25 protein-coding genes, 1 tRNA gene and 1 pseudogene are annotated in these 25,144 nt (G+C 30.7%); all 27 read right to left on the reverse strand.

The window, feature by feature from the left end; all coding sequences use genetic code 11:
- Positions 1-189 precede the first annotated feature (189 nt).
- The 27 genes and pseudogenes from WMO18_RS00140 to miaA all read right to left on the reverse strand — a co-directional run bounded on the left by WMO18_RS00140 (position 190) and on the right by miaA (position 25,141).
- Positions 190-642 (reverse strand): amidase domain-containing protein, encoded by a 453-nt coding sequence (locus WMO18_RS00140; RefSeq protein ID WP_367286211.1) that lies wholly within the window; start codon positions 640-642, stop codon positions 190-192.
- A complete protein-coding gene (locus tag WMO18_RS00145; RefSeq protein ID WP_496196865.1) occupies positions 612-1,106 on the reverse strand; it encodes an RHS repeat-associated core domain-containing protein in 495 nt (164 codons plus the stop codon). The genes WMO18_RS00140 and WMO18_RS00145 overlap by 31 nt, the downstream gene beginning before the upstream one ends.
- A 71-nt stretch (positions 1,107-1,177) precedes the next feature.
- Positions 1,178-1,321, reverse strand: coding sequence for a hypothetical protein (locus tag WMO18_RS00150; RefSeq protein ID WP_367286212.1), 144 nt, complete (start codon positions 1,319-1,321; stop codon positions 1,178-1,180).
- A 39-nt stretch (positions 1,322-1,360) separates the two neighbouring features.
- The gene (locus WMO18_RS00155) at positions 1,361-1,834 is read right to left on the reverse strand and encodes a hypothetical protein (protein ID WP_367286213.1); all 474 of its coding nucleotides are present in this window, start codon (positions 1,832-1,834) and stop codon (positions 1,361-1,363) included.
- Between the two features lie 332 nt (positions 1,835-2,166).
- A pseudogene (locus WMO18_RS00160) lies at positions 2,167-2,490 on the reverse strand (RHS repeat-associated core domain-containing protein); the annotation flags it as partial.
- Between the two features lie 85 nt (positions 2,491-2,575).
- Positions 2,576-3,025, reverse strand: a complete 450-nt coding sequence (locus tag WMO18_RS00165; RefSeq protein WP_367286215.1) for a hypothetical protein — start codon at positions 3,023-3,025, stop codon at positions 2,576-2,578.
- 10 nt (positions 3,026-3,035) lie between these two features.
- Positions 3,036-3,374, reverse strand: a complete 339-nt coding sequence (locus WMO18_RS00170) for a hypothetical protein (protein WP_022505007.1) — start codon at positions 3,372-3,374, stop codon at positions 3,036-3,038.
- Positions 3,375-3,493: 119 nt separating this feature from the next.
- Positions 3,494-3,886 (reverse strand): RHS repeat-associated core domain-containing protein, encoded by a 393-nt coding sequence (locus WMO18_RS00175; protein WP_367286227.1) that lies wholly within the window; start codon positions 3,884-3,886, stop codon positions 3,494-3,496.
- A 190-nt stretch (positions 3,887-4,076) separates the two neighbouring features.
- Positions 4,077-4,598: a hypothetical protein gene (locus WMO18_RS00180; protein ID WP_367286216.1), complete on the reverse strand. Its 522-nt coding sequence runs from the start codon at positions 4,596-4,598 to the stop codon at positions 4,077-4,079.
- Positions 4,599-4,929: 331 nt separating this feature from the next.
- Positions 4,930-5,436 (reverse strand): RHS repeat-associated core domain-containing protein, encoded by a 507-nt coding sequence (locus WMO18_RS00185; RefSeq protein ID WP_329979916.1) that lies wholly within the window; start codon positions 5,434-5,436, stop codon positions 4,930-4,932.
- Between the two features lie 217 nt (positions 5,437-5,653).
- Positions 5,654-6,070, reverse strand: coding sequence for a hypothetical protein (locus WMO18_RS00190; RefSeq protein WP_329979915.1), 417 nt, complete (start codon positions 6,068-6,070; stop codon positions 5,654-5,656).
- A gap of 9 nt (positions 6,071-6,079) precedes the next feature.
- A complete protein-coding gene (locus tag WMO18_RS00195; protein ID WP_367286217.1) occupies positions 6,080-11,578 on the reverse strand; it encodes an RHS repeat-associated core domain-containing protein in 5,499 nt (1,832 codons plus the stop codon).
- Between the two features lie 45 nt (positions 11,579-11,623).
- Positions 11,624-12,313: a hypothetical protein gene (locus WMO18_RS00200; RefSeq protein ID WP_367286218.1), complete on the reverse strand. Its 690-nt coding sequence runs from the start codon at positions 12,311-12,313 to the stop codon at positions 11,624-11,626.
- 388 nt (positions 12,314-12,701) lie between these two features.
- A complete protein-coding gene (locus tag WMO18_RS00205) occupies positions 12,702-13,367 on the reverse strand; it encodes a hypothetical protein (RefSeq protein ID WP_329979911.1) in 666 nt (221 codons plus the stop codon).
- Positions 13,368-14,053: 686 nt separating this feature from the next.
- Positions 14,054-14,146: transfer RNA gene (locus tag WMO18_RS00210), tRNA-Ser, on the reverse strand.
- 97 nt (positions 14,147-14,243) lie between these two features.
- Positions 14,244-14,861, reverse strand: a complete 618-nt coding sequence (gene lepB, locus WMO18_RS00215) for a signal peptidase I (RefSeq protein WP_211148166.1) — start codon at positions 14,859-14,861, stop codon at positions 14,244-14,246.
- Positions 14,862-14,872: 11 nt separating this feature from the next.
- Positions 14,873-15,421: a signal peptidase I gene (gene lepB / locus WMO18_RS00220; protein WP_294670231.1), complete on the reverse strand. Its 549-nt coding sequence runs from the start codon at positions 15,419-15,421 to the stop codon at positions 14,873-14,875.
- A gap of 62 nt (positions 15,422-15,483) precedes the next feature.
- Complete coding sequence (rplS, locus tag WMO18_RS00225; RefSeq protein WP_022506425.1) at positions 15,484-15,831, reverse strand: 50S ribosomal protein L19; 348 nt, start codon at positions 15,829-15,831, stop codon at positions 15,484-15,486.
- Between the two features lie 178 nt (positions 15,832-16,009).
- Positions 16,010-16,915, reverse strand: a complete 906-nt coding sequence (locus WMO18_RS00230; RefSeq protein ID WP_211148167.1) for an RluA family pseudouridine synthase — start codon at positions 16,913-16,915, stop codon at positions 16,010-16,012.
- Positions 16,908-17,384 (reverse strand): signal peptidase II, encoded by a 477-nt coding sequence (lspA, locus tag WMO18_RS00235; protein ID WP_211148164.1) that lies wholly within the window; start codon positions 17,382-17,384, stop codon positions 16,908-16,910. Before lspA ends, WMO18_RS00230 begins: the two co-directional genes overlap by 8 nt.
- Positions 17,385-17,449: 65 nt before the next feature.
- Positions 17,450-20,215: an isoleucine--tRNA ligase gene (gene ileS / locus WMO18_RS00240; protein WP_211148163.1), complete on the reverse strand. Its 2,766-nt coding sequence runs from the start codon at positions 20,213-20,215 to the stop codon at positions 17,450-17,452.
- A 27-nt stretch (positions 20,216-20,242) separates the two neighbouring features.
- Positions 20,243-20,929 (reverse strand): DivIVA domain-containing protein, encoded by a 687-nt coding sequence (locus WMO18_RS00245; RefSeq protein ID WP_211148162.1) that lies wholly within the window; start codon positions 20,927-20,929, stop codon positions 20,243-20,245.
- Positions 20,930-20,942: 13 nt separating this feature from the next.
- The gene (locus WMO18_RS00250) at positions 20,943-21,686 is read right to left on the reverse strand and encodes a YlmH family RNA-binding protein (protein ID WP_211148161.1); all 744 of its coding nucleotides are present in this window, start codon (positions 21,684-21,686) and stop codon (positions 20,943-20,945) included.
- Positions 21,687-22,211 (reverse strand): cell division protein SepF, encoded by a 525-nt coding sequence (locus tag WMO18_RS00255; protein WP_211148160.1) that lies wholly within the window; start codon positions 22,209-22,211, stop codon positions 21,687-21,689.
- 15 nt (positions 22,212-22,226) lie between these two features.
- Complete coding sequence (locus WMO18_RS00260) at positions 22,227-22,937, reverse strand: YggS family pyridoxal phosphate-dependent enzyme (protein ID WP_211148159.1); 711 nt, start codon at positions 22,935-22,937, stop codon at positions 22,227-22,229.
- Positions 22,918-24,219, reverse strand: a complete 1,302-nt coding sequence (locus tag WMO18_RS00265; RefSeq protein ID WP_329979904.1) for a biotin/lipoyl attachment domain-containing protein — start codon at positions 24,217-24,219, stop codon at positions 22,918-22,920. Before WMO18_RS00265 ends, WMO18_RS00260 begins: the two co-directional genes overlap by 20 nt.
- A complete protein-coding gene (miaA, locus tag WMO18_RS00270; protein WP_329979902.1) occupies positions 24,212-25,141 on the reverse strand; it encodes a tRNA (adenosine(37)-N6)-dimethylallyltransferase MiaA in 930 nt (309 codons plus the stop codon). The genes WMO18_RS00265 and miaA overlap by 8 nt, the downstream gene beginning before the upstream one ends.
- Positions 25,142-25,144: the final 3 nt, after the last annotated feature.

Here is a 25,144-nt window from a genome sequence, read left to right on the forward strand (position 1 = left end):
TCTTCGTCCTTTATATATTGTGAATATTGGGACGATTTAAACTCATCATAGCTTTTAGTTGAATTTATATTTTTTACAATTTGGTATGATAACACGCAAAAGAATATTGAATAACAAATAAATGCAAATGCTATTACACATAAAACAATAATAACTTTTCGTAAACAACTTCTCTTATTTTTCATATAATCACCTCATCATCAAAATCATAAAAGAAGCATTCTTGTTATCATAACTGTAAAGAGGATAATCTCTTCTGTCTTTTGTATGCGCACAATACTTTATTCCTGCATTAACAGATGAAATTATAGCGGCATGTGTATACACTCCGTCCCTATCAAAATCAAAATATAACAAATCTCCTACTTTTATATTATATTTCTTTATAATATTAATTTGAGATGACATATTTGTTTTATGTAAATTAAAACTCTTATGTTTTCTGACGTATTTAGAACGATAAAAATATGCCATATTTTGACTTGCTACAGACCAATAGTTAGAATGCTTCCATTTTTTATTTCTAGCAGAATAAAGATAGAACCAATCATCATTCATCAATATCCCACCTGCATGTAAACATTGTGACACAAAATTAGTACAATCTCCTCTTATAAACCAAGGGTATTGATTATTACGCAAATAAACCCATTTTCTAGCTGCAAACTTTCTATTGTATTTTCTCTCTTTTTTTCTCCAATCTTTATAAAATCCAACCTATATTCACTATTAAAATGTTTTATATTATCTTTAATATCAAAGTAACATGTTCCTTCAGCATCACTTCTATTAACTGGTTCATTTTCGCAATATGTATAAATGCTATCACCAATAGCCGTACCAGAAGAGCTAATAAAAACAGTATCATCAGCATTAATAAATCTACCAGTAGTTGGGTCATAGTATCTGGTTTGAAGATAATAAAGAGTGGTATCTTCATCATATACATAACCACGATAACGAAGTGGATTAATTGAAGATAACTCATCTTCTGACTGCGACAGAATATTACCCCATGCGTTATATACATAACTAGCTTTTTCATTTCCATCTTCGTCAAGGATTTTTACTATATCTCCTTGCAAATTCTTTACATAGTAGAAGATTTTCCCAAAATCTCCCCTACCCGATTTTTAAATGAGTAAGGGAGATTTAATTGATTGTAACTACTAGGCAATTAGACTATTGTTTCAACAAATCCGTTATAAGTGTCATAGTAGAAGAAAAGTGTTGCACTGTCAGTTTTTTCAGCAATTAGGTTATTATTACTATCATAATAATAGTCAGTTACCTTTGCGCCTACTTTTTTCTGACTTCTCATTCCATTGCGCAGTTGATTTAAGAAATACACATACATCATTTATTTTGACTCATCAGGAAAAATTTCTTCTGTCACACTCGTAACTTTCCATTGCCCTGATTTCTTCTCTAACTCAACAAATATTGGTATCGGTTCATACCAAGTGCCACTACTAGACACCAATTGATCATTTTTATCATAAGATGTATAATGATATCTAAATTCAGCTTCCGCTTTATTGTCAGTTATTTTAATGTCAGATATATAACAACTATTTGTTTCTCTTTTTACGCTTTCCCTATCATCTCGATAATCCAAACTTTTGAAATCATCTTTTGATATAAAACCAGTGTACTCCTCATTTAACCTTTCACCATATGTATCATAAGCATTTTCCATAACAAAATTTAGTTTTAACTTTAAATATTCTTTTTCAGCATCAAAAGAATATGTTTTGTATAAATTCAAACCCAGCAATAACAAAATAGCAATTAAAATCCCATACTTTATTACTGTTTTCCATTTCACCATCATTCTAGACCACTCATTTCATTTGTAATATACTGACAGTACTATTCCTTTTACCTTTATTTTTTTAGGATTCTTTTTATCCTTATTACTTAATAATTTTTATTGAAATTGTTTACAGTATGAGCTGCATAACAAATTATTTTTTACCTTTTACTTTAATTATTGAACTAATTATCGAAGCGTGCGTATAGATTCCATCACCATTACCATCAAAATAAAGCAAATCACCTTTTTTAATACCGTATTTATTTATAATTTTGTGTTGAATGGTATTCGTTAAATTTTAATTATCCCACCATCCAAATAACTACAATTACCTGTATAATAATATAAGTTTATTGGATTATTCTCACAATACACAAAGAACTGATAAAAGCAGTATCATCAGCATTGATAAATCTACCTGTTGTTGGGTCATAATATCTACTTTGAAGATAACACGTTGCAGTATCTTCATCATACACATAACCACGATAACGAAGAGGGTTTATAGAAGCTAATTCATCATCTGATTGAGATATAATATCTCCCCAAGCATTATAAACATAATCAGCTTTTTCTTGACCGTCTTCATCAAGAATCTTTACTATGTCACCTTGCAAGTTCTTTACATAATAGAACATCTTACCGTTATAAGTCATTGCCACCGGACTGTTATTGGAATCATAATATCAGCAATTAGATAATTACTACTATTATCTTACATTAAAGATTTTTTTAATGAATAGAATCATTTAAATAGTTCTATTTGTTTTTCTTAAAAATCAAGGTTTTCCCTTTGAGGTAGTTGTATTTCTTATTCTCAACTTTATCTATTTTAACAGTTAGTTTTCCCCATGAGTAATCATAAGAAGATGCAGAAGCATAACTTTTAAAATCAGTATATTTTTCACCATTTTCTGTAACTGTATAATATTTTCCTATATAAAAGCAATCGTACTCAACCATAACATCTACCTTATGATTGTTAATAGTTGCATTTTTACATTGATCTCCTCTAGCTTCAGGAAAATTTTTGCCGTAACTTGAAAATGAAAAATTATATTCCTTACAATACCAATTTTGTTTATATTCTTCACCACTATCTAAATATGTATGCATATTATAATTTAAAAAACTAAAAAATACTGTTAATAAAATTAAAAAAACAGAGCCAAAAATAATAACTTTAGTTGATGTTTTTAAACGCTTCATATTTACCTCGTCAAAATGTAAAACCAATTATAAAATTGCTTTTTTCTTTTTTAGCAAAAGACTTAATATTGATTTTTGTTTTATAAGTACTATTAACATCTTTGTTATATGCATTGTACTTTTTGGATTTTTTATCATACTCAATGCAATAAGTATGAATACCATTATAAAAATGATCGTTCCAAAGTGAAATAATAGCAATTTTTGCTTTTTTAATTGACTTTATAAAACGATCAAAAGTTGACTCTCCTTGGTACATGCCTCTTTTTATCTTATGAAAATCAAAATATCCTGCAATACTTAACGGGCTTGTACCCCAAAGCTCACCAAGCATATCCATATCATTCATTTCAGCCTCAAGCATAACTTGATAGAAATATTGAAATTTTCCTAAACGCTTTAAAGTGTTATAGATCGCAATAAGTTCACAACCTACACCTGCAACCGTAGCATTATTAGATCCGTATTTTAAATTTTTAACTTTCTTGTTTTTTGTCCATAGATATACCCACTAAATCTACCTAGAGCAGACCGATTGTCTTTATATCTTTTTTTAAGTTTATTATATCTTGTACAAAATGCTTGCCATGCATCAGGATAGCCCTCATACATTTTCTTATGAGCTTTGTAATAAGAACTCAGATTATGATACCATTGACCAGTATAATCTACATTGTTTACAGGATCATTTTCGCAATATGCATAAATGTTATCACCAATAGCCGTACCAGAAGAACCAATATACGCAGTATCATCAGCATTAATAAATCTACCGGTTTTTGGGTCATAGTATCTACTTTGGAGATAGTACAGACCTGTATCTGTATCATACACATAACCACGATAACGGAGCTTGTATATTACCCTCTATTTTAATACAAACTTGTTTTGTCTTTTAATCACCTAAATTCAGCCTATCATATTGTTAAGACATAGAAGATAAAGCTGTAGTAGATAATACTGTCAACTCTTCTTTTATTACAGATTTTTATAAGTCAAACACTTGCGATAAAAATAACTTTGATTCTATATAAGGTAATTAAAATCAAACTCATATATTTGTCTTTTGAATATAAATCTCACCTTTTTCATAAGAATACCCAACATAATAAAAATCAAAAATATCATTGAAATTGATTTCTTCATTTGTTTTATTATTGGGATAGTCACAGAGAATGAATACCGTGTCAGTTGCAGGAGATAATCTCTTGTTTAACATACCTCCAAACGCCTTTTCTCCGGGTGTAGTTTCCGAACTCCATAAGTAGTTGTAAATTTCGCTTTTTTGCTCTAACTTCATCCACCTGTCATCTAAATTGTTTTGAAATTTTTTATTTTCTTCATTATTTAAAGTGAGTATCACTATTATGTCTCCGTCACCATGAAAGCCACCGCCATTCTTTTCGAAAAACGTGATGTCATTATAAGGAATAGATAGTTTCAGCGTTTGATTTATTTCAGTTATGACAAATTGCGGCGAATTATACTTTCTCAAAAAAATAATTGTTGTCAATAAACCAAACACGCATATTATAGATGTAATTATTATTAATATCTTCTTTCTTGCAATCATTAATAATCACCTTTTAGCATAAACAATAACATAAATTTTATATGGAACAATAATACCTTGATTTTGATCAGCCAAAGCCATATTATTTCCAACTTTAATTGCCCAATTTCCTGAATAGTTCTCTAGTTTAAAATCATACTTATCTTCTAATAAAAACTGAAAATATCGACAACCATTTATCCGCATTTCATTCACTGTTACACTGATGTTGTGAAACGCCCCTAACAAATCTCCGGAATTATATACTAACGAACACGTATAATTGGATACCCATTTATTTTTATGTTTTTTCCTCACTTTTTTAACTAAATTTTTGAATTCATTTGTTTTTTTATTTTTTTGATAGAGCCGTTGAAGAATTATACCAAAGATTTGATGGCTTATCGCGTAGACTATGTTCTAAGAATGTTGCTGAATATGTCCATTTCTTTTTCTTTAATGTAGATACAACCCAGTTTTTCCAGAATTTACGTCCTGCTTCTTTTTCTTCTTTTAATAGCTGACCATTGTAATCCGTAAACATTATCGCATTATTCTCGCAATAGGTAAAAATGTTTGCACTTAAAACTGTACCAGTAGCACCAATATACGCAGTATCATCAGCATTGATAAACCTACCTGTTTGTGGGTCATAGTACCTGGTTTGGAGATAATAAAGAGTGGTATCTTCATCATACACATAACCACGATAACGAAGTGGATTTATTGAAGATAGTTCATCTTCTGACTGTGATAGAATATTACCCCATGCGTTATATACATAACTAGCTTTTTCATTTCCACCTTCGTCAAGGATTTTTACTATATCTCCTTGCAAATTCTTTACATAGTAGAACATTTTTCCAAAATCTCCCCTACTCAATTTTTAATGAGTAAGGGAGATTTAATTGATTGTTACTAATGGATAATTAGACCATGGGGTTTAACAAGTCTATTATAAATGTCATAATAGAAGAAAAATATTACACTGTACCATCACCTAGAGTAGTTGTGGACAACACATCTACCATTTTCAATGTAAAAAACATACCATCATGATAGTTTCATATTTAGGATTACCCATCAGTTTCATAAAAGACATAATCATTATTCCTTAAATCGTTATATTTTTTGGAATAAACTCTATCAATATGCAATGTAATACTACCATCAGAGTTAGAGGAACAGTGACCTTCCATTATTTTGGGTTCACCAGTATAATAATCCTCAGCGACTAAAAACTGCTTACCATCACAGGGTTCATAAGAATACTCTTCACCATCTATAAAAATCTTATTCATAGAAAAAACATCATATGGAAATTTATTTGAATAACTTACAATTTTCATTTTATTATTAGTACATAACCATTCCTTGCGAACCTCTTCACCCTGAATTGGTAGAGAATAAGAGTTATACATCATATAACCAATAAGCAATAATGAAAATAATGCAACTGCACCAAATAATATAAAAATATATTTTCTTTTCATTACATCACCTCAAGTAAAACAATATCCAACAACAAATTTCCAAGATTTAATTTTTGTTAGATCTACAACTTTTGTATCTCTAGCGTTATTGGTATAATTATATGCCCAACACTTGTCTTTACTTTTTTTTACAACAAAAAAAGTATGGATACCAGTTGAAGAATCATTATTCCATTTAGATATTATTCCAATTTTGTACTTATTCATATCATGTTTAAAATCATAAATATTATTTGACTGTACATAAATAATCTTATGTGCATCAAAGAATCTGCCTATCTTTCTTGGATGAGTGCCAAACTTACCTCTATACCAAACAAGATCATTCATTTCTGCCTCTAATATAATTTGAGAGAAATTCATAAACTTTTTCATTTTTTTTAATGCATTATATATTGCTACTAATTCACAACCCACATTCGATATTCTACTTTCACTTTTACCATATTTCATATTACTAACTGGGTAATTTGCTTGACCATAAATATAGGAAGAATATTTACCAATACAATTTTTATTATATTTATTTCTTTTACATAATTTTTCATAACTTTCTAAAAAATTATACCAAAGAATTGGCGAAATAATCATATATTTCTTAAAATTGTAATCATAATATTTTTTTAATGAATAAAACCATTGACCAGTATAATCTACATTGTTTACAGGATCATTTTCGCAATAGGTAAAAATATTATCGCCAATTGCAGTACCTGATGAACCAATGAATACAGTATTATCAGCATTAATAAATCTACCTGTAAACGGATCATAATATCTAGTTTGAAGATAGTACATTGCAGTATCTTCATCATATACATAACCACGATAACGAAGTGGATTAATTGAAGATAATTCATCATTAGACTGTGACAGAATATTACCCCATGCGTTATAAACATAATTGGCTTTTTCATTTCCATCTTCGTCAAGGATTTTTACTATATCTCCTTGCAAGTTCTTTACATAGTAGAACATTTTTCCATTGTAAGATAAAGCTACAGGGCTATTCTCAGTATCATAGTAGAAGAAAAGTGTTGCATTGTCGGTCTTTTGAGCAATTAGATTATTATTACTATCATAATAATAGTCAGTTACTTTTGAACCTACTTTTTTCTGAGTTCTCATTCCGTTGGCATTGTAACGGTAAGTTACCTTTGTATCATCATTTAATGTTGTTGTTGAAAGCCATCTACCGTTTCTCCACGTAAATGACATACCGTCACGATAATTCAATGGATTACCGATTTCATCATAAGTAATATAACCGATATTATTGACTCTAGTTAATTTGTCGCACCATTGTTTATCTTCATAATAATATACATTACCATGAACGCTACCGGTAGGATGTTTATCCGAATCAAGTGCTTGTGTATTAACAGAATGAATATTACCATTACCATCTAAAGAATAATTTATATAGTAGTTATTTACATAGTCATATTCCTCAGTTAGCTGATTCTTTTTATCATACTTGTATCTATGTGCTTCTTTACCATCTTTTTTAATAGAAGTAATATTACCGTTGTTATCATATTCATACTCATATTTTGATACAACTCGACCATCAAATAACACTCTTTGTTTATTTATATTCCTTGATGATAAGGTATCAGTAGAATTAGCATTAACATTATCTTCATCATCAAAGTTTTCATCACCAATATACTTATTAACAACATTTAGTGAATGCTTTGATTTAGTTAAGACAGATGTAACTCTACCAAATTCGTCTTTTTCTTCTGTTGTTTTTAGTCCGTTATAATCAACAAATGATTTACCGTCACTATCAGTACCACTTGTTATTGTTCTCGTGTTATTTCCGATTTCTGTTTTTTCTACAGTATTACCGTTTTCATCGGTTGTAACACTATTTGCAAGGGTGCTGTCTTTACCAAGTATAAACTGACTCTCTAAGTTTCCGTTACAATCATAGTAATAATAAGTTGTTTCTCCACTTTCGGAGTCATCACAAACAGAAATTTGACCGTTTTTGTTATAAGTATACTTAGCGATAGTATTGTCATTACACTTAATATTTGTAACATTATTGTACTCATCATATGTATATGATATTACACTACCGTTTGCATATGATACTTTCAATAAATTTCCGTTATATGGACTATATGTATTGGAAACTATCTGTGAATCGCCAACATATGTTGATAAGAGTTTGTTGTATTCATTGTAATTAAACTTAAAAGAAAAGTTATTATGTGATATTGACTCAACATTACCTTGATAGTCATAATCATACTTATTGCTTGCACCACCTGTTGTAATAGAAGTGGCATTATCAGAAGAATCATATGTATATGATGTTTCTACATTATTACCATTAGTTATGGAAGACTTGTTTCCGTTAGCATCATATGTATATTTTGTAGTATTACCGTTTTCATCAGTTTCTTCTGTTACATAGTTACCTTTTGAATCATATGTTGACTCTGACTTAATATATGATTTTGAAGTGTCTAATTCTTCAGAAAGCATATCGCCATATTCAACTTCACTACTTGCACTTGTTGTACCTTGGGTATTATCATCCCCACTAGAAGAAGATGCACTATCAGTTGAAGTAGTTTCAGGTGATACCATAACTTTTAACATGGCATTACTTGGTATCATTGTATTACTATTATAACCATAAACAAATGCATAGTCAACACATTGTACGAGCTTTTCACTATTTTCAGGTGTAACTGACAATGATACTGACTGTACAGAGGTTGTATTAGAATTAAATGATTGATAATGACTTTCAGGAGTATCTTCTCCTTGATAATAAACATTAAGTGCTATACCAAAAGTTCTATTTTCATTTGATAAAGGAACAGAAATACCTTGTGCTTGTCCTGTTAATACAAATGAAACATTCTTAGCATTTACATTTACTCTTTGATATATATACTTATTAGCTAAATAATTTGTCTTATCAGTATTTTCTTCACTTGTAGTATCTTCTGAATCACTATCATTACCGGAATTTTCTGAATTATCAGTATCACTATATACTTCATATACTCTGTTATATACACCTTCTACTGATTTTACTACATTTCCGTATGCATCTGTAGTGTCAACCACATCATGTTCACTAACTACAGTAGTAGATTGAACAGATTGTGTGGTTTCCTTAACAGTAGTACCGGTTGCATTTTCTGTAGTTGAATCGGTAGTATCATTTTCATCACTATTCATTTTCACATATAAAGGTGCACCAAAAATGTATGGTCTGCCATATGTAAATGCAAATTTATTGTTACTATTATCAAACCAATTATTTGCATTAGTGAAATCACTGTTTTTCAATGCATTATAATCATTTACAGTTTCGCCTTCTTCTAACTGTAAACAATCAAACCATGTAGTATAATTCTTACCGTTTGACTTTAAAAGAACCTTTACATCAGTTGCTGTCGATGGAAGCTTTGCAGTTACACTAATTCTTTTCCAATTAATCTCATCACTTACTGCAAAACCATCAATAGTTTTTTCTTCTGAATTGTCCTTATACTGAATAGCCAGATTTAATTTGCCTGTACCGTTATTTTCGCAAGAAGCCTTAACATATGCAGAGAATGTAACGTACTTACCTAACAATGATTTTTGACTAATATTGTGATAAATCACACTGTCCTTGTCTTGTTTATCTTTGTTATAGATTTTAATAGCATTTGTACCAAAGTATTTTGTATCGGTATCTAAACTATACTTATTATCAGGATTTGAACTTTCGCTATAGTAATAGCCATCATTGTTTTTAATACCGGAAAAGTCAGATGTTTCATCAAGATAATTCTTAATAAAGTTATCTTTACTTTTAGTAACAGTAAGGTCGGAACTTTGACTATTTGAAATATAACCATTTGCATTCATTGTTGAAACTTTTGTTCCATCAGTATCAAAAGTATATGTTTCTGATGAACCGTTTCTATCTGTAACTTTAGTTGTATTATCAGCTTTGTATTCAAAGTTTAGATAATTACCTATTTTATTCTCTGAACTTCTTTCAGTAATATTAGTAACTTTATTAGCAGTATTATAAGTTAATGAATATGAAGAACCTGTTTTTACTTGTGAACCGTCTTCTTTTGTATATTTTACTGAAATTAATCTACCTAGATTATCATAAGTATAATTTGAACAACTGTTATCAGGTAATTTAACTTTAGTCAACAGTACTTTTCCATTTGACTGTGTATATGATAAATTAACCTTTCTTGAATTAGGAAGATTAATAGTTGTTATATACTTCTTACTGTTAATAGTGGTTGTTGTAAAAGTAGCTTGTGTTTGATTTGTAGAATCATAAATATAGTTTATATATCCATCACTACTATTTCGACCATAAACAATATGATTTTTCTCATTATCTAATTCGGTGATTTTATATAAAACACCTTTACCATTGCTAGACTGGAAATAAAGCTTTTCTGAATCTTTTTCAAGGATATATCCACTACTTGTCTTAGTTAATTTTAAACCTAAATCTTCATCATCTTCCCATTCAGTTGGTGCATTGCCTTCACCTCTAAGATAATGTTTTCTTCTATCTGACTCGATATATACATATTGATATGGATTATCACCAGTATTTAAGTTAGTATCTGTAATTGGTTCAATGTATTGATTAAAAGAAAAATTCCAACCATAACCAATCATTGAATCTTGATAACATTTATCATAATCAAAACTATTATATGTTGCTGAAAGTGAAAGTGGCATTCTAGCTGCTTTGCTTTCGTAAAAGTTCTGATTTACTACTAAATTTCCAAGATAATCATTAATATTTACATCAGCTTTACTACCGGCAGAAACAGTATGATATGATAAACTTTCTTCTTTACCTGTAAAGTCTTTATAAACCATTGTAAACATTGGCTTATGATGAGTTTTATCACCGATTGATAGATTTACGGTTCTTGTTTTTGCACTATCTTTAGCTTCCAGAATAAAGCCATTATTTGTACTTTCACCGGTAGCCCATGAATTTACTAATGAAGTAATATCAAAAGATACATCATTACTTGAATCAGCTATTGCTGAATAATCTATTACTATACTATCATAATAAGGTGAAGTACTTTTATAATTATGTAGCTTAATAATAAAAGGATTACTTTCTGATACATCACCTATAATTTTTTCAATAGAATATGAATATGTAGCCTTAATTACTTTTTGAGAAGAAGTAAGCGTAGGTAATTTATTTATAACCCATCTAATATATTCAGAAGATGATAAAGTATATGGTGGGTTATACTTTGGAGATGATGTACCATATCCTATATATGAATAACTAGTATTAAGTGCTTGGCCGGAAGATATTTCCGGATCAATAGTTACAGGATATTTAATATCTGATGATAATAGAAAATCCTTATCAGCTGTTAATTTAACCTGCATAGTATCATCTTTATGATTTAAAATTTCTAAAGATATATTCTCACTATACTTTTCATTTGCATCTACCATATATGGTGCTGAAATTGTATACACAATATTCTTTCCATTATACAAATCAATAGTATTATCATCTTTTAATTAAGGAGTTAGTTTTCCAATATTATACGAAATAACATACTCATTATTTACATTTGGGCTATTTAGAACAATATTTTCTTTTACACCTTTTGTTGTAACATTGCATTGCAAGTCAACATTATTATAAATATTCTTATATTCAGCATTTGAAGTAATATTATCTAAAGCAGTATCATTTTTATCGTCATTAGTTTTTCCGTTCTGAACTACAATGTTACTTTTGTTAGCGTCATCATAATTCCAACTAATTTCGTGTTTGTCATTTTCAACTGAAACCAAACTGTCACTACTTGTATTTTTTGAAAGGGATACATTTACATCACTTTCTTTATTACTGTATGTTGAATTGTCATTAGACTTAACAAGGGTATTATCATAATCTACCCATTCATTTTTACTGTTTTTATAATGAACAGGCTCACCGTAATCAACAAACATTTTTGTTCCATCATCTAACAAGAATGTTTTAGAATTCTCAGTTCTCTGCTCGCTATCTTCACTGACAATATCGCCTATTTCGTCCGTTTCACTTTTAACATTACTAAAGTCGGCACTATTAGATTCTAAGTTAGAATTTTGACTACTGTTATCCTGAACTAAAGCAACAACATTCATTGGAATTAAATAAATCATTGCAAAGCATAGGATGATAGAAATTGTAGATAAACATTTCCGCAATTTACATTTCATTTTAAACCTCCGTTTTAATTTTTAATCATATACTCCTCGAAATATGATATTTTATTTATATTTTTCTGCTTTGACTAATTTCTAAAACTATCACCTCGTTATCATTATTAATTATTTAATTTTCATATCTTCTTTATCATCTCCAAACTGTGTATTTACATCATATTCCTTCCGAACAGAAATAAAGCCCATCTTATATGTTAGTTCTTAGTTTTCATTTAAAACTACAAGTGCATTACAAGTACCCAATAACACTAAAAGAAAATTTTTCATAACTTTTTTAAACGGAAATAAAAAACTTCGCCTATAATAAAAAAATAAAAACAAATATTAATTTATCTAATATTGTATTACAATTTTAAAACAGAATTTGCAATAATGTTAATATCTAACCCTTTAACCTCATAACTAAATGTGCAATACTATTAAGAGATTTATTTGCTTTTTTCATTTTCATTCTTTCAAAATATTTATTAGAATTAATATTTCGATAAATCCTATCTAAATTAGTTTCTTTCTTAAACTTAATTAGTGAACCTATGATAAGTAGAATTAGCAATATTATAAAAAATAGAGCAAAAATATAATAGCCACAATAAATTGTACTGAAAATAAATGAAAGTAAAGTGATTACAAATAAGGTTACAGTGATAGGAAAACAATGATTATCAAAGAAAATATCATGAGCTGTTTTAAATGAAGGCAACATATAATTTACATTTTGTAATTCATTTCCCACTTGTTTACGAATTTTCTTATTATCTTTGTTATTATTAATGTATTTTTTTATAAGCAACAATTTCTGTATTTTAGCATTTATAATAATCAATGTTTTACACATACTTTCTATCTCATCAAGCTGCATGCTATTATAATTGACTAATAAGCTATTGGCTGTATTCAAGAAGTCACTATGTAATTTATCGAATTTCACAGTTGCATTACTATTTATTAGTTGATGAGTGTTAATCTTATTGCAACATTTCTTAAATATAACAACAGCTTCTGAAAGTTCATCCATACCTAAAGTATAATATTTTGAGATAGCACTCATTATATTTTCCTCCTCATTGAATACTGATAACAATTTAACAATAAATACACATCCTATGCGTATTATTATAGAGTTTGTTTAATTTTGTCACTTAATGTAACATTATTCTACTACAATACAAAATAAATGTCAATATAAATAATAATTTTATTGTATAGTTATTATTACTGTTGTATTTGACTAATGATTAGAATAAAAATAGCTGCTAGCACTTGCTAACAGCTTTGATTAAAGATATGATTTTCTATTATAGACTTCTTAAGGAAACATATAATGTTCTATAACGATTTGTATATTTGAAAAAGGGTAAATAACAGGTTAAGTACAGCCTAATTTTGCGTATTATTCTTATTATACCAATAATTATAATATTAATTACGATATTCTCACTTAATTAGTTTACACTATGCCTAGTCGTGTATAGCATTTACCTTTTATGATTATTTAAGTCTATATTATGCTATATTTCAACTTCAATTATTGGCAATTCCTCTATTAATTATGTAATTTTATATATTGTTGTAACAAATATTTTAAATGTTAGAAAACACTCTTTAGGAAAGTCTTGAAAAACCCTCTAGGAAAATCAAATTTTGCATACAAAATTCTTAGCCACAAAAGTAAATATCGCACCATAACCAAAACGGCTAAAAGTGCGATAAATACTGGGTTTCTGATATATTTCTTGGCGGAGAGCAAGGGATTCGAACCCTCGAAACCACTTTAATGGTTTACACGATTTCCAATCGTGCTCCTTCGGCCATCTCGGACAACTCTCCACAACGCTACTAATTATAACTTGAATTAAGAAAAAAATCAAGTATTATTTTAAATTTCTTAAAAAAATACACCTTTTCAAAGGAAAAGGTGCTTATATTAGTATAAATATTGAATTCTAGTAATTGGAAGAATTACAAACTGTGCTTTACCAATAATATTCTCTTCATCAATAAGTCCGATTTCTGAGTAACGACTATCAAGTGAATCAAGTCTGTTATCACCCATTACAAATACTTTGCCTTTAGGTATTACTGATGGAATTTCTGTATTACCTTCTTTTAGTTCAGAGCTAACATAAGGTTCATCAATTAATGTGCCATCAACATAGACCTTCTGATTTTCAAAATCAATTTTAAGACTTTGTCCTCCAGTTGCAATTACTCTCTTAATAATAGGCTTATCATATTCCTTAGCATGGCTGATTACAACAATGTCGTTATCCTTAGGTGTGTACATAAAATTAGTAACAATTACCTTATCATTATCAATAAGTGTATTCATCATTGATCTGCCATCAACATTTACAATTCTTAAGAAGAAAGTAAGAATAATGATAATCACAACAACAGCCATTATAATTGCTCTTGCTAAGTAATAGAAAAATCCAACTGTAGGGTTATTGTTGACTACTATGTAATCTTCTTTATTATTAACTTTTGTTTTCGGCTGTTTCTTAGACTTGTCAAAATACTTTTCTTTTTTTCTGCTTTGCATAGTATCACCTATTAGTATAAGTATTTTGCATGGTTGAATGGGAATAATGTAAACTGAGCTTTACCAATAACATCTTTCACATTAATTAATCCTACTTCAACATATCTACTATCTTTAGAAACATATCTGTTGTCACCCATTACAAAGATTTTACCTTCAGGTATAACCTCAGGAATCTTAGCATCACCGGGTATTAATTCTGATGATACATAAGGTTCATTAAGTTCTTTACCGTCAACATAAACCTTTTCTTTGTCAAAGTCAATTTTTAGAGTTTGGCCTTCAGTTGCAATAACTCTCTTAACAATAGGTTCATCTAAATACTGACCATGGCTGATAATAACAATATCACCATCAGTAGGTGTATATAGAAAACTTGAAACAAATAGTTTATCACCATCATAAAGAGTACTGTACATTGATGTTCCGTCTACATTTACAATTCTAAAAAAGAAAGTAAGAATAATCAGAACAACAAAAATTACTGAAATAATTGACTTAGTCCAATCATATATCCAATTAGGTGCTGATTTTGTCTTAATTGTATAATTATTATCCATTATATCTCTCTTCGTCTAATTTCGTTTAGATAGTAAAAAAAGGGACGTGAAGTCCCCTTTAATTACTTTTTGATTTGTTCCTTAACCTTAGCAGCCTTACCTACTCTATCTCTTAGGTAATATAGCTTACTTCTACGAACCTTACCGTATCTAACAACCTTAACGTCAACAACGTTTGGTGAGTGTACTGGGAATACTCTTTCGATACCAACACCGTAAGAAACTCTTCTTACTGTGAAAGTTTCAGCAACGCCACTACCCTTCTTAGCGATAACAGTTCCTTCGAACATCTGGATTCTTTCTCTTTCACCTTCACGAATGTTAACTGATACCTTTACTGTATCACCAACATTGAATTCTGGGAAAGATTCTTTCATTGAAGCTGCTGCAATAGTTTTTAATGCGTCCATTTTATTTCCTCCTGTAATTTCAGATATTCTTGCCTATGTAGCAGAGGAATACCCGCTTCAAATTTTCGGTCAATGACCTCGATTTGACTCCTATCGTATAACGACAGATTCCAAATGCCTATATATAATAACACAATAATTTGTATTGTGCAAGTGTTTTTACAAAAAATATCACAATTTATTGTTGAATTTCTTGCAAAAATTTTCTAAAGTATACCGGAAGTTCTGAATTAAACTCCATATACTCTTCTGTTCTTGGATGAACAAATCCAATAACCTTAGCGTGTAGGCATTGACCCTTTAGCTTTGTAATAACTTTCTTAGGTCCATATACATCATCACCTGCTACCGGATGACCGATTGAAGCCATATGAACCCTAATCTGATGTGTTCTGCCTGTTTCTAAGATACATTTAATATGAGTAAAATTGCCATAACTCTGTATAACTTCATAATGAGTTACTGCATTCTTAGAATTTTCATAGGTAATACACATTTTCTTTCTATCTTTTTTACTTCTGCCAATAGGTGCATCTACTGTACCATTTTCTTTAACATTGCCATAAACAATGGCTTGGTATTCACGCTTAAAGCTATGTTCCTTAATTTGTTCAGCAAGTTTATTATGAGCAAAATCATTCTTTGCTACAATCAAAAGTCCACTTGTATTTTTATCTATTCTATGGACAATACCGGGTCTTAATACACCATTGATACCTGATAAGGAATCTTTACAGTGATAAAGCAGTGCATTTACTAAAGTACCTGTATAGTTTCCGGGTGCAGGATGAACAACCATACCCTTAGGTTTATTTACTACCAACAAATCACTATCTTCATAAACAATATCAAGTGGTATTTCTTCTGCCTCAACAGTATACTCTACAGGGTCAGGAACAGTAAATTGGACTTTATCACCGATTTTAAGATTATACTTTTTGTTTTGTAATTTATCATTAACCAACAGTCCACCATCTTCAATAATTGATGCAACTGATGACCTAGACATATCTTCTATAGTATCAGAAAGAAACTTATCAACTCTAACTTCTTGATTTTCATTTTCAATAATGTAATTAAGAATGTTCAACCTTATTCTCCTTCTTAGAACTATCAGACATAAATAGTAGATAAATTACAAGCAGTACTGTACCAACCGTAACTGCATAATCGGCAAAGTTGCATACCGGACTAAAAAAAGAAAGTTGCAAATAGTCTATTACATATCCATAAAGGACTCTATCAATTAAATTGCCTATACCACCACCAATAATCAATGCTGATGATATTAAAAACATTTTAGACTTAATCTTTTTGAAAATGATTATATAAAGTAGGATTACAATAATAACTGAAGTTAGAGCAACAAAAATCCACCTCATATTTTCAAACATACCAAATGCAACACCACGATTTTCAACATAATTTAAATCTAATAAATGTGGAATTGCAGTAACAACACCGGCTTGTGGTAAATACATAGCTACAAAATATTTAATAACCTGGTCTATAACAACAACTAAACCGGCTATAGCAAGAGATAACGCTACCAACTTTTCACCTCATTAATAAAAACGGTGCACACCACAACAGAATGTGCACCGTAATTAGTTATTTATTATTTAAGAACATTTACACATCTCTGGCAAAGAGTTGGATGTACAGGATCAGCACCAACAGTAACTGAATGTTCCCAACATCTTTCGCACTTTTCACCATCAGCTAGTTCAACATCAATCTTAGTATCTGAACCATTATCTACTACTTCTACGCCGGAAACAATAAATACATTCTTTAGTTCAGGTTCTACAGACTTGATAAATTCAAGTTCATCACCACTGGCATTAAGAATAATCTTAGCATCAAGTGACTTCTTAAGTTTCTTTTCCTTAACTGCTTCTTCAAGAGCTTTCTTAACATCATCTCTTAAATCGTGAATCTTGTCCCACTTAGCCATAAAGTCATCTGAAACATTAATTTCAACAGGCTTTGGCATTTCGTTAAACATTACACATTCACCATCATCAGATGCTCTATGTGGAATATACTTCCAGATTTCATCAGAAGTATAAGCTAGGATAGGAGCAATCATTCTTGTTAATGAATCAAGAATGATATAGATAGTTGTCTGAGCAGCTCTTCTTGAATGACTTTCTTTCTTTTCTGTGTATAGTCTGTCCTTAAGTACATCTAGGTAGAAGTTAGACATATCAACAACACAGAAGTTTCTTACTGAATGATAAACCTGATGGAATTCATAGTTATCATAAGCATTTGCTACCTTGTTAATAAGTTCATTTAGCTTAACAAGTGCCCACTTATCCATTGGTAGTAGTTCATCAATAGCAACAGAATTTTCGTCAGGGTTAAAGTCAGAAATATTACCTAGGATATATCTTGCAGTATTTCTAATCTTTCTGTATGATTCAGAAATCTGCTTTAGAATATCATTTGAAATATGAACATCAGACTGATAGTCGGTAGAAGCAACCCAAAGTCTTAGTACATCAGCACCGTACTGCTTAATAACATCTTGAGGGCTGATACCGTTACCAAGGGACTTACTCATCTTTCTCTTTTCTTCATCAAGAATCATACCATGAGTAAGAACTGCCTTATAAGGTGCAACACCATTTGTCGCAACAGAAGTTAGAAGTGAAGACTGGAACCAACCTCTGTACTGGTCATTACCTTCTAGATATAGGTCTGCAGGGAACTGCAGGTTATCTCTCTTTCTAACAACAGCAGCATGAGAAGAACCACTATCGAACCAAACATCCATAATGTCTTTTTCTTTATCAAATTCAGTACAACCACACTTCTTACACTTTGTACCTGCAGGTAGAATTTCAGCAGCAGTATGATTATACCAAGCATTAGAACCTTCTTTTTCAAATAGGTCAGCTACTGCATACATAGCGTCCTTATCAATATGAGCTTCGCCACATTCTTTACAGAAGAAGATTGGAATAGGCACACCCCATTTTCTCTGACGAGAAATACACCAGTCTTTTCTTTCTCTAACCATATTTGTAATTCTGTCACGACCCCATGAAGGAATCCACTTAACATTATTAATAGCTTCAACAGCTTCATCCTTAAAGTCATCAACAGAACAGAACCACTGGTCAGTAGCTCTAAATAGGATAGGTGTCTTACATCTCCAACAGTGAGGATACTGGTGGATAATCTTCTTTAGTGCGAATAGAGAGCCTTGTTCATCAAGGAACATAGCAATCTTCTTATTAGCTTCATCAGTTGTTAAACCTGCAAACTGACCTGCTTCTTCAGTAAGAACACCGTTAGAGTCAACAGGACAAATTGTAGGAATTTCAGGATAGTTCTGACATACATTAAAGTCATCAACACCATGACCAGGAGCAGTATGAACACAACCTGTACCACTTTCAAGTGTAACATGGTCACCGACAATAACAAGAGACTCTCTGTCTAGGAATGGATGAGCAGTCTTGATGTATTCAAGTTCACTACCCTTTACTGTAGCTACTACTTCATAATCTGTAACTTCAGCAACTTCCATTGCATTCTTATAAAGTTCAGTAGCCATTACAAGATATTCATCACCTGTTTTGATGATAGAATATTCATATCTAGGACCAACACAAATAGCAACATTAGCAGGTAATGTCCATGTTGTAGTTGTCCAAATAACAAACTTAACCTTTGATGGGTCAATTCCCAAGTTTGAGAATACACCCTTATCATCAGTTACATTGAATTTAACATAAATAGAATGACAAGGATCTTCAGCATATTCGATTTCAGCTTCAGCTAGAGCTGTTTTACATTCAGGACACCAATATACAGGCTTTAGTCCCTTATAGATATAGCCCTTTGTAGCCATATCAGCAAATACTCTAATCTGTTCTGCTTCAAATTCATGCTTTAGTGTAATATATGGGTTATCCCATTCGCCGATAACACCTAATCTCTTAAACTGTGTACGCTGGTCATTAATATAACCTGTAACGAATTCTTCACACATTTTACGAAGTTCAACAATAGAGATTTCTGCTGAGTTACCAACACCGGCCTTTTGTCTGGCCTTTAGTTCTGTTGGAAGGCCATGAGTATCCCAACCAGGAACATATGGTGCTTTGAAACCGGCCATATTCTTTTGACGAACAATAAAGTCCTTAAGAATCTTGTTTAAAGCATGACCTAGATGGATATCACCATTTGCATATGGAGGACCATCATGCAATACGAATAATGGCTTACCATCATTTTTCTTCATTAACTTGTCATAAATCTTGTTATCTTCCCAACCCTTTAGAGTTACAGGTTCACTCTTTGGAAGTCCTGCTCTCATAGGGAAGTCAGTCTTAGGAAGATTTAAAGTCTTATTGTAATCCTGTGACATTCTACTTCTCTCCAATTTATATTTTAATTATTCTTCTACATCATAATTACTACCAAACTTTAAAACACCAAACTTAGTAGTGCCTTCAAGAGCCGGGTCAGTTTTCTTTTCTTCCTTTATTTCTTCAGCAGGTTCTTTTTTTTCAACTTCTACCGGAGGTTCAGCAACCTTAACAGGCTCAGCCTTTGGTTCAACAACTTCTTCTGCTACTGCAGGTGTAGGAAAATCCTTAGATAGCTTTTCCTGAATTTCAGCAACAACATTATCAGTTGGTAGTGCATCAACAATATCAATGCAACTCTTAACTTTCATTAGTAGTTCTGTTCTCATTTCATTAGCAAGTTTCTGTAAAGCAACTAGGGAGTCTTTTTCTTTCTTTACTTCTGCCTGTGCTTGTGCAATAAGTTCATCAGCCTTTTTCTCAGCATTCTTTACAGCAATTTCAGACTGTTCGTTAGCTTCCTTAAGTGTAGAGTCAGCAACTTTCTGAGCTGATAATAGAGCGTTACGAACTGTTTCTTCATCAGAACGGTACTGTTCAATTCTTGTAGCAAGAATATCCATCTTGTGTACAAGTTCAGCCTTTTCGTTATTTTTCTGTTCAAATGTTTCTATAACATCATCAATAAAAGAATCAACATCTTCAGCCTTATAGAAAGAACCACCTCTGTTAGTTCTAAACTTGACATCCTTGATTTCATCAATAGTTAGCATCTTTATATCTCCCCTATATATATTGTTTTATTTTAATTTTTTGTCTGCCTTTTTTAGTTAAGCCATTAATATCATCAAGAATAAATTTACCATACTTTCGTATAGAAATAATGTCGTCTTGTGATACTTTGTCGCTTATATTTGTATCTTCTATATAGTTCTTAAACACATTACCCGAAAGCATAAGTGTCCTTACCTTTTCTCTGCTAAGACCGGTTATAGCAGCAACAACTGCATCCAGTCTAAGAGAAGCAACTGTATAGTCATGATACTTAAATGTTGGTGTATAATCAAAGTTATCAAGTGTAACTATTTTTGACTTTACTCCAACTTTAGCAATTCTATTTATTTGAGATAAAATATAGTCTGCTTGATTTTCTAACACAAAAACATAAGTTTTACCTTCCATACAAACAATGTCACCTATAACATTTCTGTTAAGTCCGGTAGAAAGAATTGTACCAAGAAACTGTCTATGTGTTAATTTATCTTGCTTTCTATATTTATATTCAATAATTGATATTGGATATTCCTCTTCCTTAGCGAAAAATCCAAGAACCTTCCTTTGGCTGTTTTCATAGCCACCAAAGAAATAGTAATCAGTAATACCAAAGTCCTTTAATGCTTCAATACAAATTGAAATTTCACTTTCATTAAGGAAAGAAGTAAACTCAGGTTTGTTCCTTTCCATAGAAAGATAATAAAGGTCACTTATTCTGGAAATCAGAATATCCTTTTCATCTATATTTTTACTCAATTAAAAAATAACTCCGTTATTTTCTAGTTCACCAAGTAAATCATCACCGGTGAAATCCACATTTTCAGGCATAATGATAAATGTAGCATTGGCGATTTTCTTAATCTTACCCTTTTTAGCATATGTAACACCACTTAGAAAGTCAATAATTCTTCTTGACATATCCTTATTAGTGTCTTCAAGATTAAGTACTACAGTGCGATTCTTGTTGATTTCATCTGCAATACCTCTTGTTTCGTCACCAAAACGCTCAGGCTTAAATAGAATAACCTGAATTTTTGTACTTGCATTAATGTTAACAACCTTGTTGCCACTGTCACTATCTGTATATGAGTCAGAAGTATATCTTCTTCTTTCTGATCTTTCAGATCTTCTTACTTCTCGCTGATGTTCTCTTTGTTCTTCGTAAGGATCTTCATCATCATATGAATCCTTGTTGTTATCCTCATATGAGTAGTCATCATACTCATATTCATCATCTGGTGAATCCCACATTCTCTTAATCTTATCTACAAAACCAGCCATATCTGAACCTCCAAATTATTTATATATCCTATTTCCAAACAAAGCAGAACCGATTCTTACCATATTGGCACCTTCTAATATTGCTTCGTAATAGTCACTAGACATACCCATAGACAAAATGTCCATAGAAACATTATCTAATTTTTTTGATGATATGTCAAGGAATAATCTATTCATTTTTTCAAAATATCTACGAATTTCGTCTTTTTTTTCACAAATAGGTGGAATAGTCATTAATCCTTTAACATTTACAGCAGGTAAAGTGCTAATTTCTTCCACTAACTCCTCAAGCATTTCCGGCATAACACCGGATTTGTTTTCTTCTTTTCCGATATTTACTTCAACTAAAATATCAGAAGTAATGTTATTCTTTAAAGAACACTTAGAAACTTCTTTAGCAAGTTTCATTGAGTCGATTGACTGAATTAAATCAACCTTACCGACAATCTGTCTTACCTTGTTGCTCTGTAAGTGTCCAATAAACTGCAATGAACAATTTTCAAGGTTGTACTGATCATACTTTGAAAGTAGTTCCTGAACCTTATTTTCTCCAATATAGGAAAGTCCCAGAGAAATTGCATAGTTGATATACTCAGGTTCAACAGTTTTTGTTGCTGAAAGAAAAGTAATATCTTCCCTTGTTTTTCCGGCTTTCATAGCAGCCTCTGCAATTTTCTCATTGATAAAATCATAATTATACTTAATATCAGTTAATGATCTTTCCATCTTTTAAGTCATTCCCCTTTACTACAATATTATCATATAAAGAAATCGTTTCTCCATTATACAAGTTTGTATTATCTGAAGAAGGATCACAAATAACAAAATCTGAACCAGAATAAATAATATTTACTTGTTTGAACTGAAGTTCATTGCCGTATAGTACATATACACCCTGAACTTTCTTCTTAGTAGTTTTCTGGTTACCCTTACTATCTTCTGTAATCTTTGTAACATAATCAGTATGAAGAGCATCCTTATTAACTCTTATACCTTCATAAGTTTTTAGACAAATTTCTACATTTTCTTTTCTAACGGAAGCCAGTTCTGAATTCATATAATTACACTTCAAAACAAGAATACTGTCTCCACCCTTTTTATCTTGGTTGATAGATTCAATAGATGCAGGGATTGTACTTGTTGAAGCATAAGGCATATTTACTGTAATTGAATCGTAGTTAGTTGACTTTAATGTTAAAGCCTCTTCCTTAGAAATTGGACAGATTACATACCAATTTACTCTAGTAACAAGTTTACCGATTGTATCACTTGACACTTTCTTAGGTTTTTGTTTAAGTAATTTATTGTACTTTGTAATCGTCATTGACTTTGCATTTTTATACTTATAAATTGACTCATAACCATCAGCAGAAGAAACAAAACAACCGGCTTGTGAAGCCTTTACAGAACCTACTGCTTTATTAGATGTGTTCTGTAGTTCCTGTTTCTGTGACTTTAAATCGTTTAATCGGCTTGAAATGTCAACATTCTTACCTGCTACTAACATTCTTTCTGTAATTAAATATGTAATATCATCAACATAATTTTCACTGTCAAGAAAGTTCTTATCAGCAATACGGGAATTTAGTTCTGTAATAGAATTATTAATCTGACTATTAACAGTATCAATACCAACATCACCGTTAGATGCAATAGAACTTAACTTCTTAAGTCTAGTGATTTCACTATTAATATCTTCAAGTTTGTTGTTATTTAGTACATCATCTTCTGAACTGTAAATATCAGCTACCTTTTCATTCTTTGCAACTTTGTCACCGTCATCACAAGAGAAAGAAATAATACCGTCTGTACTGTTTTTCACTAACTTTTCATCTCTAACAATAATTGCATCTTTATAAAGTGAGTCAGTTGCAGTAATCTGTGTTGCTACTTCGGTATCTACACCGTTAAGGTCAAATACAGAACTAATGAAAACATAAATAACATATATAATTATAAAAATACATATTGCACTAATAATAATTCTTTTTGTCTTTTTATTAATCATTTTTTGCCTCATCTATATATTCAAAAACATTCTTTATTAATTCTTCACTGTTAAGTTTACATATATCAAACCATTTAATGTTTTTATCTCTTTTAAACCAAGTTAACTGTCTTTTTGCATATCTTCTTGTGTTCATTTTTAATGTTTCAACACAATTTTTTAAAGTATCTTCACCATTTAAATAAGGGAAAAATTCTTTATAACCAATGGCTTTTTGAGCAGTCAAACTAAGGTTACTGTTCATAAGGTTTTTAGCTTCTTCTAAAACACCTTGTTGAACCATTATGTCAACTCTTTGATTAATTCTATCATAAAGGAACTGTCTATCCTCTGCATATAATCCTATTTTTATCGGTTTATATGGTGATTCAACCATCATTGCCTCTTTATCAACTTGTGACTTAGGTTTGCCTGTAAGATAATATACTTCTAATGCTCTTGCAATTCGCTTATGGTTGATTTCTTTTGATAGTTTATCATAAGACTCTTTATCTACCTTTTCAAGTTCTAGAAGTAATTCTTCATCACTCTTAGAATTCAATTTATTTCTTAACTGTTCATCAACCTTTTGCTCAGTAAACTGAACATTATTAAGTAATGAATCAACATAAAGACCTGTACCACCAACAAGTATTGGCAGTTTATTTTTATCTAAAATTTCTTTAATTGCACTATTTGCATCTCTTACATAATCTGCTACTGAATAGTTAGTTGATGGTGGAAGAAAGTCCATCATATAATGCTTTATTCCATCCATTTCTTCCAAAGTAGGTTTAGCTGTTCCAATATCCATATCTTTGTAGATTTGCATTGAATCAGCAGAAACTATTTCGCCATTATATTTCTTTGCAACTGCAATAGAAAGGCTTGTTTTGCCGGAAGCAGTAGGTCCAATTATTGAAATAATTTTTATCTTATCCATTTA

This window comes from Ruminococcoides intestinihominis (genome assembly GCF_040096285.1).
GTDB lineage: Bacteria > Bacillota > Clostridia > Oscillospirales > Acutalibacteraceae > Ruminococcoides > Ruminococcoides intestinihominis.

Bases quoted from the DNA above. Each gene is read 5' to 3' on its own strand.
- rplS (WP_022506425.1), bottom strand. From the start codon at position 15,831: ATGGACGCATTAAAAACTATTGCAGCAGCTTCAATGAAAGAATCTTTC.
- WMO18_RS00165 (WP_367286215.1), bottom strand. From the start codon at position 3,025: ATGAAGCGTTTAAAAACATCAACTAAAGTTATTATTTTTGGCTCTGTT.
- WMO18_RS00255 (WP_211148160.1), bottom strand. From the start codon at position 22,211: ATGGCTGGTTTTGTAGATAAGATTAAGAGAATGTGGGATTCACCAGAT.
- WMO18_RS00150 (WP_367286212.1), bottom strand. From the start codon at position 1,321: ATGAGAAGTCAGAAAAAAGTAGGCGCAAAGGTAACTGACTATTATTAT.
- WMO18_RS00185 (WP_329979916.1), bottom strand. From the start codon at position 5,436: ATGTTCTACTATGTAAAGAATTTGCAAGGAGATATAGTAAAAATCCTT.
- WMO18_RS00170 (WP_022505007.1), bottom strand. From the start codon at position 3,374: ATGAATGATATGGATATGCTTGGTGAGCTTTGGGGTACAAGCCCGTTA.
- WMO18_RS00190 (WP_329979915.1), bottom strand. From the start codon at position 6,070: ATGAAAAGAAAATATATTTTTATATTATTTGGTGCAGTTGCATTATTT.
- WMO18_RS00200 (WP_367286218.1), bottom strand. From the start codon at position 12,313: ATGAAATGTAAATTGCGGAAATGTTTATCTACAATTTCTATCATCCTA.
- WMO18_RS00245 (WP_211148162.1), bottom strand. From the start codon at position 20,929: ATGCTAACTATTGATGAAATCAAGGATGTCAAGTTTAGAACTAACAGA.
- lepB (WP_294670231.1), bottom strand. From the start codon at position 15,421: ATGGATAATAATTATACAATTAAGACAAAATCAGCACCTAATTGGATA.
- WMO18_RS00265 (WP_329979904.1), bottom strand. From the start codon at position 24,219: ATGATTAATAAAAAGACAAAAAGAATTATTATTAGTGCAATATGTATT.
- lepB (WP_211148166.1), bottom strand. From the start codon at position 14,861: ATGCAAAGCAGAAAAAAAGAAAAGTATTTTGACAAGTCTAAGAAACAG.
- WMO18_RS00260 (WP_211148159.1), bottom strand. From the start codon at position 22,937: ATGGAAAGATCATTAACTGATATTAAGTATAATTATGATTTTATCAAT.
- ileS (WP_211148163.1), bottom strand. From the start codon at position 20,215: ATGTCACAGGATTACAATAAGACTTTAAATCTTCCTAAGACTGACTTC.
- WMO18_RS00205 (WP_329979911.1), bottom strand. From the start codon at position 13,367: ATGAGTGCTATCTCAAAATATTATACTTTAGGTATGGATGAACTTTCA.
- miaA (WP_329979902.1), bottom strand. From the start codon at position 25,141: ATGGATAAGATAAAAATTATTTCAATAATTGGACCTACTGCTTCCGGC.
- WMO18_RS00155 (WP_367286213.1), bottom strand. From the start codon at position 1,834: ATGATGGTGAAATGGAAAACAGTAATAAAGTATGGGATTTTAATTGCT.
- WMO18_RS00180 (WP_367286216.1), bottom strand. From the start codon at position 4,598: ATGATTGCAAGAAAGAAGATATTAATAATAATTACATCTATAATATGC.